Here is a 17,578-nt window from a genome sequence, read left to right on the forward strand (position 1 = left end):
GCCACTCGGTGACAAGAGACAATGACAAGAGACAATTCGGCGATTGGATATACTGAATACTTTACCCCAAATTTGGCCAAGAGTTAGAACCTCAATGGGGGATTAAGTCTAAAATTTGGTCAGTTGGTTGAAACTTTTTGCATAATTATTGAGAATTATTGAAACATTTTCATGGTATTGATTCTAGGGATAATCCTAGGGATATTATTTTAATTTTTGCAAAGACGACGAACCCATGCGCCCATACCGGGGGCGATACCGAGGGCGATCTGAACCCCTGATGGTGTATGGGCTGACAACCCGGATCCTAAATCCTTTGAGCATGGTCTATATTAAAGAAACGCTGTAATCAACGCGGCTAATGGCAGGTCTGTGACAGGTAATACAGATGAGTGATGATCCTAAACCCAATCTACCCCCAGATCCCAAAGCCCAAAAGCTTTCGAGTTTTTGGTTTCGTTTTCTGTTTTGGGTAAAACGACCCTCGACCATTGCCATTATGTTTTCTCTGGTGGCATTGGGGACGGGGGCTACTGTTTGGGCTTATCTATTTATCACCCAAAAGCTGGTGCCTCTGGTATCGGAACAGATGACTAAAATTGTGAATCGACCCGTCGAATTAGGCAGCGTCGAACGATTTTCTCTGAATAGTATCCGGTTTGGTCGGTCTGTAATGCCTCCGACGGATAGTGACCCCGATCGCCTCTCCATTGAAGGGGTAAAAGTGGGTTTTAATATTGTGCCACTATTGTTAAAACGTTCTCTACCTGTAACAATTACCTTAGAAAAAGTTAATGCATATATAGAACAAGATGAGTCCGGGGCATGGCTGGATCTAAATATCACTACCGAAGATAAACCTTTGCCTATAGAAATCCCCACCACCATTAAAATTCCTGATGCCCAAATTGTGCTTTTGGCCAAGGGCAAAACCACCCCGTTGTCGGTAAATATTGATTTAAAAACTCAGTTATCGGAAAAATTTAAACAGGCAAAATATGATGTTAATTTGGGTATTAAAACCGGCAAGGTAACGGTTAAAGGGCAAACGTTTCTGGCAACAGGCGAAAGTAAGGTTAATGCTAGAATCGATAATTTTGCCCTGACAGATTTAAACCCGATTATTCCTGATTTGCCGATTAATTTGACCAATGGTTTGGTAGCCGCAAATTTAGATGTTAATTTGCCATCATTTCAGGACTTACCCACGGTTTTGGGATCTCTGGGTTTTCGAGAAATTGAGGTGAATGGGGATATTTTACCGGAGAAACTTTTGGCTAATGGTTTACTACGTTTCCAAGGTCAAACGGTGAAACTGGAAGATTTACAAGCTAGTTTAGGGGCGATCGCCGCTGAAGTTTCCGGTCAAGTGGATTTAAACCAAGGGTTTAATGTAGCCGTAGATGTGAATCCGTTTTCTTTGAATAGTCTCCTAGAACTTGCCCAAGTGGATTCTCCGATATTTTTAGACGGGGATATGGCGGTTAATTTGCAAGTTACCGGGCCTTTAAAAAATCCACAAGTTGTCGGGAAAGTCGAAGCGATTAGAAATACGCGAATCGACCGCGTAGATTTTGAGGAAATTTCTCTAAATTTTTTGGCTGATTTACAACAATTTACTCTGACAGAATTGCGGATTTTACCTCTAGCTGGAGGACAAATTACTGGAGAGGGTGAGGTGAAATTCCCGTCCAAGTCTCCCCAAGATATTCAATTAGCGTTTGATTTTGGGGCTGATTTGCCGATAAATGCGATCGCCTCTCCATACAATTTGCCCCCAGAACTGGCGATCGGTAATATGAAAACTGCCGCTAAAATTCGCGGGACTGCGGATAACCCAGAAGCATCTTTAAATTGGCGATTACCGGCAGCGGAAATTAGCGTCCCCAACCCAAATAATCCCTTAGCGATCGCCCTTTCCGGGTTTGGTGAAATCATTTTTCGCGATAAAATTGTCCGCTTGCGGAATACCTTCTTAACACTCGGTGATGGTAGTATAACTCTGGCGGGAAATGGCAATTTAGAAACGAAAAAATGGCAATTTTCTATGGCTGCCGCTTCATTTACTCTCGATCCATTTTTGCCTGTACCGATAAAATTAGCGATCGCCAATGCTAACACTAAAGCCTCCGGTTCTTTAGACAACCCCGACCCAAAAGCGATCGCGGCTTCCGGTGAATTGGGCTTAAATATAGAAGGGGGAACAATTCAGGGAGAAGGGCAACTTGATCGCGGCAATATTTCCGCCTCTGCTGCTATTAGTCAAATTGAATTAAGTCGATTTACTAATCAATTTAATCCCCCACTGCCGTTAACCTTACTTGCAGGTGACATAAAATTATCCGGTAGTTTAGATAATTTAGGCCCTGGGGCGATTCAAGCATCTGCTAATTTAGGGTTAAAAGTTGCCGATGGTTTAGTGAATATTCAAGGGGAAATTAATTCTGGTTTGGTCAAAGCTGGGGTCACAACTTCAGCGATTAATTTAGCGAGAATTGTTCCACAATTGCCCATCCCAATTACTTTACTGGGTAGCCAAGTTAATCTTTCCGCTTCGATCGCATCTTTAACTAATGCGGCGATATCTGCTAAATCGACAAATGAAGGTTTACCCACTGGGTTAAATTTAAACGGCATTGACCTTAATACGGATATTCGTTTAAAAGTTGCTGAAGCTTTGGTTAATGCCCAAGCCCAGATTAATTCTGGGGCAGTCAAAGCGGCTTTAAATACCACAGAAATTGACGTATTGTCGTTGGTTGTTAAGAAACCGGGTTTCTTGGAGAAACCCAGTTTCTTGCCTGAGTTATTAGCTGACGTAAAATTACTGGGAATTCAGGCAAATCTTTCCTCATCTTTAGCGGCTTTAATTAATGCCGCGAATCAGTTTAAAGAAGCGATCACCCGTCAAGAATTACCCCCCGCCGATAGTTTAACTGGCATTGACCTTGATACGGATATTCGTTTAAAAGTTGCTGAAGGTTTGGTTAATGCCCAAGCCCAGATTAATTCTGGCAAAGTTAACGCGGCTTTAAATACCACAGAAATTGATGTAGCTTCCTTGCTTGTAAAGCTTCATAAACCCGGTTTTTTGGAAAAACCGGGTTTCTTTGCTGACGTAAAATTACTGGGAATTCAGGCAAATCTTTCCTCATCTTTAGCGGCTTTAATTAATGCCGCGAATCAGTCCAAAGAAGCGATCGCCCGTCAAGAATTACCCCCCGCCGATAGCTTAAACGGAATTAACATTAATACGGATATTCGTTTAGCCATTGCTGATGGTTTAGTCAATGCCCAAGCCCAGATTAATTCTGGCAAAGTCAACGCGGCTTTAAATACCACAGAAATTGATGTATTGTCGTTGGTTGTTAAGAAACCGGGTTTCTTGGAGAAACCCGGTTTCTTGCCTGAGTTATTAGCTGACGTAAAATTACTGGTATTACAGGCAAATCTTTCCTCATCTTTAGCGGCTTTAATTAATGCCGCGAATCAGTCCAAAGAAGCGATCGCCCGTCAAGAATTACCCCCCGCCGATAGCTTAAACGGAATTAACATTAATACGGATATTCGTTTAGCGGTGGCTGATAGTTTAATTAACACTAAAGCCCAGTTAAATGCTGACGGAGTAAAAGTTCGCGGTAATGGAGAAAAAATTAATCTCGCAGCATTTCTCCCTAATTTACCACTACCAGTAGGGGTAAATAGCTTACAATTTAACCTAGCCACCTCTTTACAATCGCTGTTATTATTGCCACAAACTCAAGATTTTCGTGGGCTTGATGCCAATGTAAATATGGATTTAATCGTGGGCGATGGTCGCATCAACGTTGAAGGGCGATTAAATGCTGGTTCTTTATTGGCGTCGGCAAAAAGTTCTGACCAAATTTATCTCCCTAAATTATCCCCACAACTGCCCATTCCTATCACTATATTTGCCAGTGGATTTACCCTGTCTGCTGGAGTAAACCCGCTAATTTCCGCCGCCCAAAAAATAGCGATCGCAGGCATTGATGCCTTAAATCATGAAACCTTGCGAGATATCCAGGTAAATGGCAATGTGGATATGGCGATCGCCCAAGGTCGGGTGAGTGCGATCGCTACCGTCAGGGAAAATCAATGGCAAACTGCCATCAATACGGTCAATATTCAACTATTAGAATTTGCTGCCTTCTTACCCCCAACAGTATTAGAAAATCAGTTTTTAGAATTAAACCCCGATAAATTCCAGTTAAATAGTCAAGCAAATTTAGCCGGAAAAATCGCCCCTTTATTCGCTTTCGGCGCTGAACCTGTAGCCATTGAATTGCAAAATGTATCGGCACAATTGGGCGATCAATCCTTAAAAGCTAAAGGGTCAATAGTATTGACCGATTTAATCACCAATCCTGATGTTTCCCAATTGCAATTAGAGTTAATGGTTCGGTCTAATTTAAATACCTTACCTGTGAATTTGCCCCCCCAAGTGGTCGCCCAAGGACAGATTTCGTTTGATGGCCGCTTAGAAGGTAAAAATTTAATTTCTGACCCGTTATCACCGGGAAATCTGCAATTTATCAGCGATTTACGTTGGGAAAATGTAGCCGTAAATGAATTTAAATTAGACCCTATATTAGCCGGAAAGTTAAATATTCAGACGGGCAAAGAAGTGGCGATCGCCTTAAAAGGAAAAAGAGATATTTTATCTGCCCAATTAGCCGCTTGTAATCAGCCAGAATGCTTGCTGCCATATTTGCCGGTTGCCTTAGCAGTAAAACTAGGGTTAGACGCAGAAAATACCCTGATTATTAACGGCAACCGTGAAGGCGATCGCTTTAATCTGAACCTAGAAGAATTTTCCCTAGGGGTGTTAAATATAGCCCCCGCCATTGACTATGGAATTACGGGAACCGTTGGGGGGAATGTCAGCGCCAATTTAGGCATTAACTTATTTACCCTAGCCAGTTCGGGAAATTTGCGAATTACTAAACCATCCGTAGGCTATATTCAAGCCGAAGAATTCGCCACCAACTTTGCTTATAAAGATGGTATTGGCCAAATTCCCCAAGGATATCTTAAATTGGGGCAAAGTCAATATGAATTTGAAGGGGGAGTCAATCTAAATACCAGGGCAATTAACGGTAAAATTACCACCAATGTTGCCCAAGTAGAAGATATCCTCAACACCTTTAGCTGGTATCGCTTTGAAGACCTAATTAGAAATATCCAATCCCCCAATACTGACTCAAGAAATTTACAAACCGCCTCGCGAGGACTGCCCAATGAATCACTGATCAATCAGCTACGTCGCTTTGCCGAAATTAATGCACTTTTGCAAAGAAATGCTGAAGATGCTAAATTAGCTTCGCCACCAAATTTAATCGATATTCGCGGCGGTTATCAAGCGGATATCTTAATTGCGGGTACTGTAGAAAATCCCCAATTTGACTTAAAAGTAGCAGCCCAAAACCTAGAGTGGCGCACCAAACCGCCAGTGGTTGAAGTGGGTGAAACAGGAATAAAAATCCAAGATTATAAAATTATTCCCATTGATAGAGTGATTGTTCAAGCAAATTTTAAAGATGGGTTTTTTACGGTGCAGCCCATGCGTGTGGAGTTTGGGGACACGCTAATTTCTTTTGTGGGCAAATTAGGGCTAGAAAGCACCACGGGAAAATTTCAAATGGAGAAACTTTCTCTGGATACTTTGCGTAATTTTGTCGAAATACCAGGGGTGAAAATTGATGGCAATATTAACGCAAATGCGGTATTAGCAGGAACGATTAATAATCCGCAAATTCGGGGAGATATCTCTTTAACCGAAGGGGAGATTAATGATCAAGCAGTCGATCGGGTATTTGGCACTTTTTCCCTATCTAATCAACGGTTACTTTTTGCCACGACTCAGCCGTCGTCATTACAAGTGTTTGGCAGTGTACCGGTTCCCCCTGTCCCCGGAAAAAACGACATGGTTTCGCTCAATTTGAATATCGGTACAGAGGCGATCGCGCTGTTAAATTTATTCACCCAAAGACAACTAGAATGGATATCTGGAGAAGGAGACATTAAACTCTCAGCCAAAGGTAAACTAGACTTAGAAAATAGAATCTTAAAACAGTTAGAAGCAACTGGGGCAATGACCTTTCAAAATGCTGTCCTCAAAACCGCTACCTTAGATGAAGCATTAACTATCAATGGTCAAATTGCCTTTGACCAAGAACGGATCCGCATCGATCAATTTGCCGGGACATTTGCCAACAGTATTTTAACCGCCCAAGGAGTGTTACCCATCTTAGAACCCCTGAGTTCTGACGATCCAGACTTAGAGTATCCGATGACCATTTCCCTGAATGAGGGCAAAATTAATCTAGAAAATATTTATAAAGGAAAAGTAGGGGGTGAAGTGACGATCGCCGGAGCAATTTTTCGCCCGATCATTGGCGGTGAAATTCGGTTATATGATGGCAAAGCGTCTGTTCCCAAACGAGACGAAACCACATCAGCAACTTTCACATTAGAGGAAAAAGAACCGCCTATTGTCCCCATCTTAGATAACTTTAGAATTATTTTAGGCAATAAATTTGAATTAGAGAACTGGCCGTTATTTGATTTTAGGATTACCGGGGATTTAACCGTCAATGGGTCCTTATATGACTTAAAGCCCGATGGCATAATTCAGTTAGTCCGGGGACAAATTAATTTATTTAGCAGTCAGTTTTTTGTGACTCGGAATTACGAGCAAATTGTCGAATTTTCCCCAGATTGGGGGTTAGATCCCAATTTGAATATTCAGTTAGGAACGGTGGTGTTAGAGAAATCTAGCGAACAACGTCTCCCCGATTCAGAATCAGAAATTGCGGATCCTTTAGTGTTTTCTGCCCGACCAGATCAAATTAATGTGCAATTAACTATTAAAGGGCGATCTAGTGAACTTTTAGCCGCAATGGATAGTAACTCTCAACTGCTGGATTTGGTGGAACTCACGAGTATTCCTAGTCGGAATAAGAGTGAAATTATTTCCCTGTTAGGCAATAAATTTTTAACCACCTTAGAAGAAATTCAACGACTTCCGGGAGATTTATCAAATCGATCCAGTCGAGAATGGTTAGAATTAGCGATTAATAACTTTATCGTTAAACCTTATGTCCAAGAGTTGCAGTTTACCTTGGAAGATATGGTGACAAAAAATGGTCGCAAGATTGGGTTAGAAGATTTACGAGTTTATCCCACAATTGAAGGAATTTATCAAATTAATGAACAATCGTTTTTGGGAATTTCTTATGATTATAATTATCAACAGTTTGAGGTTGAGTATAAGATTCGATTTTAAACGGCGACCAAAACCTAGTTGCGGAACGGGAGACTCAGAAACCGGATTTCTTTTCTCGCTTACTACGGGCGGGTTGGAAACCCGCCCCATGATTCACAGTTTCCGATCAGGCGACTATCTCCAGTTTTCCCAAGAATTATTAAAAATGGAAGTATCGGGGAAAATCACCGGATTACCATTCATTTCTAACCGCCGTTGTAATAATTCTAAATCCGGTTCTTTGCGGGGCAATTCATCCACCATTTCATAAGGTAAAATGCCCTTTTCCATCGCAAAATTGATCGTGGTTCCCGCCGCAGCGCCCACAGACCATTCAAAGGAATGCACCCGATAAGCGGCGGCGGCTACATGACTGGTGGCGATACTCTTGCCTGCAACCAGCATATTGTCAATTTTTTGGGGAATCATAGCACGCAAAGGCACTTCAAAAGGATAAGCGTTCCCTTGACCTTGGCGTTCGCCTTCCCGTTCCGTATTGCCTGGGGCTTCTGCTGGGGAGAAGCTCATGCAGGGATGAAAGTCGATCGCATAATGGCCAATACCCACCGTATCTGGGAAAATCGTCGATCGCGATCGCTTAGTAATTTCCGTCAGGGGTTTAGCGCCCCCAATAGCACCAGCCATTTCCAGACCAGCCAAAGCAATTTTTAACTGCCGGAACTGTTCTGGCAGCAAATTCACGCGATAAAACTCATTACTATAATCTTGGCGAGAAATATCAATTTCCCACAGAGTAAAGCCATCAGGATGACTCCAAGAAGGGCGACCAATAATCCGTCTGCCTTCGCGCATATAAGGATACTTTGACAAGCCATGCGCCGTAGCCATTGGGGAATCATAGCCACTCATATACCGATGATTAGGATAAGGCTTTTTCACCCCATCCCCTAACTGGGAGTCAGTAGTTCCAGTCACCAGCCAATAAAAATAACCTTTGGCGTGTTCTTCACCCGCTGCCAGGGTTTCCGTCCGCAGTCCCCCCAACCAGCCGCCCGGTTCAAGCTGACCTGTAGCTTCGAGTTGGTCGCGGGTATAAATTAAGTTATCTTGAGACGTACCCGGTCGGTAGTCATTGCCCCAAGTCCAGTTTTGCATGGAAATATCCCCAGGATTAATCGGCCATTCCCGGACATTTGCGGGCAGATTTTTGTGATGTTTGGCACTCCAAATCCGCCGATAAGTGTAAACCAGGTTAAAGTTGGCTAATCGAGGTAATTCATAACTGTAATAAGGGGCATAGCGTTCGTAAAAATCTGGCAATTTATGGTCTTGGGGGTCTTTGGTGGCTTGCATAGCAAAGGTATAAGTAAACCCTTGGGTGCAATAAGGATCGCCGTTGACACTAGAAGAAGAGGGTTCAAAGGCCGATCGCGGATCAATGCCTAAGCGGTACGGGACATCAGCTAGGGCAATCAGTTCCCCGGTTTCCGTGGCTTCCACCACATACCAGTCTGCGGGGCGAGGGGGTGGGGTTTGACCGCGTTTGACCTTGGGCGGTTGGGGGACAAAGCGGATAATGGTTTTATCGAATAGCCGGGAATTTTCGTAACGATAAGAGTCTTCAATGGTTTGGGAAAGGGGCAGAGTATTCAACGGTGGTGTACCCTGGGCTGGTCGGTGTTGAATGGCGATCGCGCTTCTAATCTGAGAATTAGCGATATCCAAATCTTTAATCACCGTGTTGGGATACCATTTCAGCTTGCCCTTGCCTTTTTTCTCTGCCTCTTTTAACACCCGCATCAGCAGCTTATGGCCATCCTCTGGCAGAAAACAAGATTCACTAACCCAGCATTGACCCGGATTAAGTTTGCCATAGTGTCGCTGAATGCGATCGCGCAACTTCAGATAACCGCGTTGATAATACAGCATTTGTCGTTGGGTCGGGCGTTCATCCAAAGCGGAAGTCCCCTGGGAAGAAATTTGACCCCCCACCCAATCAGTAATTTCCGTCATACAAACAGTGTGACCGGCTAATAAGCCTTCATAAGCTGTAGCAGCCCCTGCTAGTCCCCCACCGACAACTAGAATTTCACAAGTTTCCTCTTTATCGGGGTTTCTCGGTGGAGTCGCCTTTGCCACCTCTGTGGGTAGTCCGAAAGAAGTGATGGTCAAACACACAGTTAAGCCCCATGAAATGCGGCTTTGATGACCCCTGAGTCTTTTAGCTGCGTCTTTTTGCTGCATAGTCTATCGGTAGTCTGAGAATTTTCTGAAATAGTCTGGTATCCAGGGCTAGACGCAACTTGTCGCCAAATGTTCATAGGGTCAGCATTTCCACAACTATACCCATTAAACGCTATCTATATGGGTTGGCGGCGGGAATCCCACTCTACATTTGGGGTAAATCCGTCAGTCATATGTGTTTAATTTTTGCTTACAATAGCCCTAAGCAAGCATTGAAATTTCTAATTCTAACAATCAGGTGTAAAGAATGTCAGAACCGTTAAGCTAGAGTCAGTCATCAAGCAATCGTGCCGAGGTATTTTTCTGGTCTTTTTTAACCTGAGTTTTACCCCAAGGCGATCGCGATAGCGTTGCGAAGCAATCTCGCGATAGCGTTGCGAAGCAATCTCGCGATAGCGTTGCGAAGCAATCTCGCGATAGCGTTACGAAGCAATCTCGCGATAGTGTTGCGAAGCAATCTCGCGATCAAATGGCCGCAGAAAATTACCGCCTAATTATCAGCCTAATTTTCTACCTAATTTTCTGCCTAATTTAATTAATATTGAGTGTAAATTGAGTGTAAATATTAGTAGATTTCGGAGACTTAGCCGTGGACGAAAGACAACAACAGATTATGATGTATTTCATCGAGGAAGCCAAAGAACACCTCGATACCTTGGAAAAAGGGTTATTGGATTTAGACGCAACAATGCAAGATCCCGAAACCTTACAAGAATTATTTCGCGCTGCTCATTCGGTGAAAGGCGGTGCAGCAATGTTAGGATTTAGCAGCATTCAAAAAACAGCCCACCGCTTAGAGGATGCTTTTAAAATTCTCAAAGAAAACCCCATTGAGGCGAATCAAAAACTAGAAACGTTATTTTTAAAAGGATTTGATACCCTGCGGGACTTACTCAATCACCTGGCGAGTCCTGAAGGGCTGAGTGACGAAGAAAGTAATAGGATTGTTAAAGAATCTGAACCGGCTTTTATCGATTTAGAAAAATACCTGCATCAATTAATTGGTGTTCCTGAAGATGAAGAAATCGATCCAGAATTTGGAGAAAAAGCTGTGGAATTTTTGCGAGAAATGCTGCAAATTTTTAAACAAACTGCCACTGATGCTAACCGGAAAAAATTGGGTTATTTATGTACAAAATTAGCGGAATTAGACAAGGAACTCGCTATCGAACCTTGGCAAAAAATTGTCAAAGCAGCGAGTCAAGCGATCGCCAATCCAGATAACCTCTACCCCACCTTAGCCCCGGTAATCATCAAAGAACTAAAAATGGCCAGTGATTTAGTGGTTTTGGGTCAAACCAATGCGATCGGGCCTAGTCCCGTCCTCGTCCAACTAGCGGGTCCTGCCAAGGGCTTAGGCGAAAACCAAATAGCGATCGACCTAGAACCCAAAGCTGCTGCGAAAGCCTTGTTAGGCGCATTTAAGAAAAAACAACTGGTAACGCTGGTCAAATTACTCGCGGAAGCGGTGAAAAGTATGTAAGAGGTTGTTGGTTGTTGGGTAGGGATTCTTTGGGTAGGGATTCTTTGGTTGTTGGGTGTGGGGGAAGAAAGTGAAAAGTGAAAAGTGGTAGGGGCGAATGGCAATTCGCCCGTACAAAAGAAATATCACTATTCACTATTCACTATTCACTATTTACTATTCACTATTCACTATTCACTATTCACTCTTCCCCTACACCCTACACCCTACACCCTACACCCTACACGACGGCGGCTTCCCCCTACACCCTCTTTCCTCTTCCCCCTACACCCTACACCCCACACCCTACACCCTACACGACGGCGGCTTCCCCCTACACCCCACACCCCACACCCTACACCCTCTCTGCCCCTCCACTCCTCTGCACCTTGGAGAGAACATCCTATCAATAACTCTGAAAAAAATAGATTTTCCTATTGACAATTTACCCAAATTCTGCGAAAATACTCTTATAAAAATATAATGAGAATCTGTGTCGCCCTACGATATAATTGGCAATTAACAACCAACAACCAACAACAACCAACAACAACCAACCAACAACCAACAATTATCTTGCTGTCCTGCCATGACCTATAGCCTCAGAATTGCAGATTTACCGCTTAGTGAAAGACCGCGAGAACGCTTAATGGCTTATGGCCCAAAAATTTTATCCACCGCTGAATTAATTGCCATTCTCTTACGCACGGGTCAAGGGCAAGGAAAATTATCGGCGGTAGGTTTAGGACAGCATATTTTACAGAAATTAAGCGAAAACCAACGCGACCCCCTGGAACTTCTCCGGGATATGACGGTGCAAGAATTAACCGAAATTCCCGGACTCGGCCCTGCTAAAGCCACCACAATTTTAGCGGCAGTGGAACTGGGCAAACGAGTGTTTTATTCTCGTCCTCCAGAACGACAAATTATTGATGACCCAGATAAAGCAGCAGCAGCATTAGCCCATGATTTAATGTGGCAAGCCCAAGAAAAGTTTGCGGTGTTATTGTTGGATGTAAAAAATCGTCTAATTGGCACAAAAGTAATGACTATTGGGACAGCAACGGAAACCCTGGCCCATCCGCGAGAAATTTTCCGGGAAGTGTTGCGTCAAGGGGCTTCGCGAATCATTATTGCCCATAATCATCCTTCGGGAAATTTAGAACCCAGTCCCGAAGATATTGACCTAACCAGTCATTTGTTACAAGGGGGGCAATATTTACAAGTACCGATTTTGGATCATTTGATTTTAGGTCAGGGAAATTATCAAAGTTTGCGGCTGATTTGTGATTTATGGGAACAATATCCCCAAGGGGAATAGAGCACCGGGAAGTTCTACCATTTTTAATTAAAAATATCTGTAGGGGCGAAGCATTCCGGCAGACAAATTATTGATCAAAATATTGTAAGGGCGAAGCATTCCGGCAGACAAATTATTGCTAAAAATATTAATCTGATTACCGGAATGCTTCGCCCCTACCGGAATGCTTCGCCCTACCGTGGTTCAGTAAGAAAGAAAACCTCTGTAAACCACAAAGGCACAAAGAACACGAAGAGATAATTAAGACCTTTGTGTCCTTTGTGTCTTTGTGGTGAATTAATCACTCCTCTAACAACTCCTGCAACACCTCCTCTGTAAACGGATTCTTCCCCTTCTTCAAGGCATCCACCCAACCCTGACGCTGTGCTTTGCTCTCATCATTATTAGTCCACTTAATAAATGCCTCCAAATCTGAAATTGCCCCCGCATAATCCCCAGTTAAAGCCCGGGCTACCCCGCGACTATCCCGAATACCTCCATTATTGGGATTGCGTTTCACCGCCATTTCGCAAGCACTCATCACCTCAGCCCCATAACCCCGCAAACTGCCATAGCGACACAAGTTATTTAAATCCGATATATCTGATTGTTTTAATTGAGCATCTAGCTTTTGTGCTTCCTTATACTTAGCTAATGCTTCAGTAGCATGATCTTCTTTGATTAACTCGGCTGCCTGATTCACTAAAGCAGGCACCACCAATGATTTTGCCTTCGCTTCCGGGTCAAAATCCCAGGAAGAATCCAGGGTTTTAGCTTCCTGGAACTTGGCGATGCTTTCTTGTAACTTGCCTTCTTTTCCTAATTTTTCCCCTTCAGAAACTAAAACCGAGGCTCTTAGTTCTTTCGCTTTAATCTGTGGGTCATATCCTAAAGACTGATAAAACTTTGGCTCCAACTGTTTGGCTTGCTCAAACTTCTCGTTCGCGGCGGCAAAATCTCCAGTCAACCGCGCTACAGCCAAACCTTGCCTGACCCAAAACTCGGCTTTTTCCTGGTTATTCCATATACTTTCACCATTTTCTTTAATCCCTTTTTCACAAGTTTCCACAGCTTCACTGGCTATTTGCAAGTCTTCCCCATCTCCCGAAAGCCCCCCGATGATCGGGGGGTTGGGGGGATCATCTTCTCTTAGCCCCCCTTTTGAAACGGAATCATCTCCTAGCCCCCCGATGATCGGGGGGTTGGGGGGATCGTTTTCTAGCCCCCCGATGATCGGGGGGTTGGGGGGATCACCCGCCTCCACAAACACCGGATGCAACCGCAGCTTGTCACACCCAGCATCCAACCAACCCTGCCAAGTTCCTAACCACAGCCGAACCGTCCCGTCCCTACTCCCAGAAACAATCTTTGACCCATCAGGGGAAAATGCTACTGAGTAGACAAAATCCTCATGGCCTTTGAAAACGGCTAATTCTGACCTGGAGTTGATATCCCACAAACGAATAGTCCTGTCCGCACTCCCAGACACAATTCTGTCACCATCTGGGGAAAATGCTACGGAAAATACAGAATACTCATGGCCTTTTAAGACGGCTAATCCTGATCGAGACTTGACATCCCACAGTCGAATTGTGTTGTCCACACTCCCAGAAACAATCTTTGACCCATCCGGGGAATATGCTACTGAGTAAACAGTAGAGTCAAGATTAAAGACACCTAATTCTAACCTGGAGTTGACATCCCACAGGCGAATCGTGTTGTCATAACTCTCAGAAACAATCTTTGACCCATCCGGGGAAAATGCTACTGAAAACACAAAAGACTCATGGCCTTTGAAAACGGCTAATTCTGACTGAGACTTGACATCCCACAGGCGAATCGTGTTGTCATGACTCCCAGAAACAATCTTTGACCCATCCGGGGAAAATGCTACTGACCTGACCCAATCCTCATGTCCCTTGAAGATGGCTAATTTTGATCCGGACTTGACATCCCACAGGCGAATCGTGTTGTCCCTACTCCCAGAAGCAATCTTTGACCCATCCGGGGAAAATGCTACTGAAAACACAAAAGACTCATGGCCATTGAATACGGCTAATTCTGAACCGGACTGAATATCCCACAGCCGAATCGTCTTGTCCTTACTCCCAGAAGCAATCTTTGACCTATCCGGGGAAAATGCTACTGACCTGACCACATCCTCATGGCCTTTGAAGGAGGAGAATTCTGACCCGGAGTTGATATCCCACAGGCGAATCGTGTTGTCCCTACTCCCAGAAACAATCTTTGACCCATCCGGGGAAAATGCTACTGACCTGACCCAATCCTCATGTCCCTTGAAGACAGCTAATTCTGACCCGGACTTAATATCCCACAGGCGAATCGTTCCGTCACTACTCCCAGAAACAATTTTTGACCCATCCGCGGAAAATGCTACTGAACTGACAGAATCTTTATGTCCCTTGAATACAGCTAATTCTGACTCAGAGTTGACATCCCACAGGCGAATCGTGTTGTCCATACTTCCAGAAACAATTTTTGACCCATCCGGGGAAAATGCTACTGATTGGACAGAATCTTTATGTCCCTTGAATACAGCTAATTCTGACTCAGAGTTGATATCCCACAGGCGAATCGTCTGATCCCCACTTCCAGAAACAATTTTTGACCCATCCGGGGAAAATGCCACTGAGGAGATATAATCCTCATGGCCTTTGAAGACAGCTAATTCTGACCGGGACTTAATATCCCACAGGCGAATCGTTCCGTCCCCACTTCCAGAAACAATCTTTGACCCATCGGGGGAAAATGCTACTGAGAAGACATAATCGTTATGTCCCTTGAAGACAGCTAATTCTGACCCAGAGTTGACATCCCACAGCCGAATCGTTCCGTCCCCACTCCCAGAAACAATTTTTGACCCATCCGGGGAAAATGCTACTGACAAGACATAATCGTTATGTCCCTTGAAGACAGCTAATTCTGACCCAGAGTTGACATCCCACAGCCGAATCGTTCCGTCCCCACTCCCAGAAACAATTTTTGACCCATCCGGGGAAAATGCTACTGAGAAGACAGAATCCTCATGGCCTTTGAAAACGTTGCGTTCGTGTGTCACCTGCAATGCTGCTAATAAACTAGATTGCACGAGAGGCAAAACTTGACCCAAGTCTTTTTTACTTCTGCCGGTGACTTGAATCGCACGAATTAAAGCGTCTACTGGGTCAGAGTCCACTAAACTTTTGGCGAACAAAGCATCTGCTTTAATATTGGCTTCTGTTGCTAATTGATTAGCTTTTTGTTCTTGTTCTTTCGCTTGTAAGCCAAATAACACGGCAATCACCGCCGCCCCACTGACCAATATAATAAACGCTGCTACTGACCCAATTTGTAAGAGTCGATTATTCCGGTTTTGTTGCCGACTTTTAGCAATAAATTTCTTTTGTAAATCGGTGGCTGGTGGTTGCTTATTTTCTGCCTCACTTTCCCGCAACCAACTCTCAGCCACATTTAACTCACTGCCCCGCAATAATAAATCCTTAGTTTGAGATTTTTCCTCCCATTCTAAAGCCCGTTGCGACCATAAGGTATGACTCTGCACATGGTCTCTGTCTGTGTCTAAGGTTCTGACTAATTCGCTAAAATTTGCATAAAAATCTCCTTCATGCTGGGTAAAATCAATCCATTGCACTTTGGCCAAAGCCGGATGTAATGTTTTTGGCTCAACTTGACGATATAATATGGTGACAAATCGCTTGTTTAATTTTTCGGCATATTCCACCTCATCGCTACAATAAGCAGAAGATACGGAGTTTGGGGATATAATAAATAGGAAGTTATCAGAGTTTTCTATGCCCCGGTATATTTCTTGCTGAAAATCTGTGCCAGCCGCGATACTTTCCTGGTCAAACCAGGTGGTTTTTCCCTGAAATTGTAAGGCATCATTGAGTTTTCGGGCTAAGTCAGAATCCGTCCGGGAATAGGATATAAATACTTCTAAAGATTTGGCTTGATGCTGACTGCTGGCTGTTAGAAATTCTTTTTGTAAATCCGTTGGCGGATGGTCATGGGTTTCTGCTATTTTCAGCCATGCCTGAAAATGTTGTAGGTTATATCCCCGAAACAAAATGCTAGGGTTATGATTTTGCTCTTGCCATTTCAGGGCTTGCACTAATAAAATCTTATGCTGATGATAATATAGTTCGTCATCTTTAATTTGTTTGATTAACTCATTTGTCTGATATTCATAACTAAATTCTGGCAGGGCCTCGCTTTCTTTATTCGGGACGATGAAACATATTATTCGCTTGTGATAATATAAGGCTAAATCTATTTCGGTTTGGCAATAGTCAGCGGTGAGAGACTCTGGGGAAACTAAGTAAACAAAATTATCCGCGATCGCGATACCCCGATGCAGTTTTTCCTGGAAACTCATCCGTTTTTTGATGTCGCTTCTCTCAGTCCAAATGGTGATTTTTTCTCGCTGCAATGTTCGAGTGAGTTTTTCCATTACTTCTCGGTCTGGTTCCGCATAGCGGATAAACACCTGAGTCAATAAATTATTGGCATTTTTAATGCTTTCACAGATATATTCACAATGTAAATCCGACGGCTGACAGGGGGCTTGTTCTTCTTTAAACCGAATATCTAACCATGCTTCGGCGGCTTGGCGTTCTTGCCCAATTAATAAATAACGACTGGGCTTTTTATTTTGCTCCCATTCCCGGGCTTTGGCTAATATTTCTGTATGCTGTCTCACATAATCTTCATGGCTGTGGAATACTTCGATAAGTCCCGCCAAAGATGTGTCAAAATTATCCGCATTTTCCCGGAAATATACCCAGTTAATTTTGCCGATTTTTGGCGGCATATTGGTCAAAGAAGAATCCAAACCTTTTGCTTGATATGCTTCCCAGTCTTCCTTTGTCCCTTGGGGATTTCGTTCTTGCCAAATTTCCTGGGTAATTTGCTCAATATGGAGTAAGGGAATAATGCGCTTATTGTATTTTAATGCCCGATTAATTTCCTTCTGGCAATAGGGCGAATTCACCGCATGGGGGGCAATAATAAAGAGGAAATTATCCGCTTTGGCAATGCCATCATCGATTTGATTTTGGAAATCTACCCCCAAGGGAATATCGTTTTGGTCAAACCAAATGTTAAAACCGGCGCTGGTGAGGCAATTGTAAAGTTTTGTAGCAAATTCTTTGCTATCGGCGCGGCCATAGGAAATGAAGGCGTTGTAGAATTTTGTCATAAGCTAATAAGCGGTTTTATACTAAGTAAACCACAGCCTTCGGGGAATGAATTCCCTGGCGGTTAATTTGGTTTATTTATATAGGACTTACGCAACAACTTTATATAT

Annotated in this window: 6 protein-coding genes; 4 read left to right on the forward strand and 2 right to left on the reverse strand. The window is 43.5% G+C overall.

Annotated features, from left to right (window positions below; genetic code table 11):
• The first annotated feature begins 388 nt into the window (after positions 1-388).
• Entirely contained in the window at positions 389-7,306 is a 6,918-nt protein-coding gene (locus tag ABWT76_RS14190; protein WP_354636300.1) for a translocation/assembly module TamB domain-containing protein, read from the forward strand.
• Between the two features lie 114 nt (positions 7,307-7,420).
• Here ABWT76_RS14190 and ABWT76_RS14195 read toward each other — a convergent pair whose 3' ends face one another.
• Positions 7,421-9,490 (reverse strand): FAD-dependent oxidoreductase, encoded by a 2,070-nt coding sequence (locus ABWT76_RS14195; RefSeq protein ID WP_082348746.1) that lies wholly within the window; start codon positions 9,488-9,490, stop codon positions 7,421-7,423.
• A 589-nt stretch (positions 9,491-10,079) separates the two neighbouring features.
• Between ABWT76_RS14195 and ABWT76_RS14200 the strand changes: the two genes are divergently transcribed.
• From ABWT76_RS14200 to radC, 3 genes are all read left to right on the forward strand, one after another.
• On the forward strand, positions 10,080-10,973 hold the full coding sequence (locus tag ABWT76_RS14200; RefSeq protein ID WP_354636301.1) for an Hpt domain-containing protein: 894 nt from the start codon (positions 10,080-10,082) through the stop codon (positions 10,971-10,973).
• A 77-nt stretch (positions 10,974-11,050) separates the two neighbouring features.
• Positions 11,051-11,365 (forward strand): hypothetical protein, encoded by a 315-nt coding sequence (locus ABWT76_RS14205; protein ID WP_354636302.1) that lies wholly within the window; start codon positions 11,051-11,053, stop codon positions 11,363-11,365.
• A gap of 176 nt (positions 11,366-11,541) precedes the next feature.
• Complete coding sequence (radC, locus tag ABWT76_RS14210; RefSeq protein ID WP_054464997.1) at positions 11,542-12,273, forward strand: DNA repair protein RadC; 732 nt, start codon at positions 11,542-11,544, stop codon at positions 12,271-12,273.
• Between the two features lie 280 nt (positions 12,274-12,553).
• Here radC and ABWT76_RS14215 read toward each other — a convergent pair whose 3' ends face one another.
• Positions 12,554-17,470, reverse strand: coding sequence for a TIR domain-containing protein (locus ABWT76_RS14215; RefSeq protein WP_354636303.1), 4,917 nt, complete (start codon positions 17,468-17,470; stop codon positions 12,554-12,556).
• Positions 17,471-17,578: the final 108 nt, after the last annotated feature.

This window comes from Planktothricoides raciborskii GIHE-MW2 (genome assembly GCF_040564635.1).
Lineage (GTDB): Bacteria > Cyanobacteriota > Cyanobacteriia > Cyanobacteriales > Laspinemataceae > Planktothricoides > Planktothricoides raciborskii.

What these genes read in the sequence shown, in the direction of transcription:
- radC (WP_054464997.1), top strand. Translation starts at nt 11,542, where the DNA reads ATGACCTATAGCCTCAGAATTGCAGATTTACCGCTTAGTGAAAGACCG.
- ABWT76_RS14215 (WP_354636303.1), bottom strand. Translation starts at nt 17,470, where the DNA reads ATGACAAAATTCTACAACGCCTTCATTTCCTATGGCCGCGCCGATAGC.
- ABWT76_RS14190 (WP_354636300.1), top strand. Translation starts at nt 389, where the DNA reads ATGAGTGATGATCCTAAACCCAATCTACCCCCAGATCCCAAAGCCCAA.
- ABWT76_RS14195 (WP_082348746.1), bottom strand. Translation starts at nt 9,490, where the DNA reads ATGCAGCAAAAAGACGCAGCTAAAAGACTCAGGGGTCATCAAAGCCGC.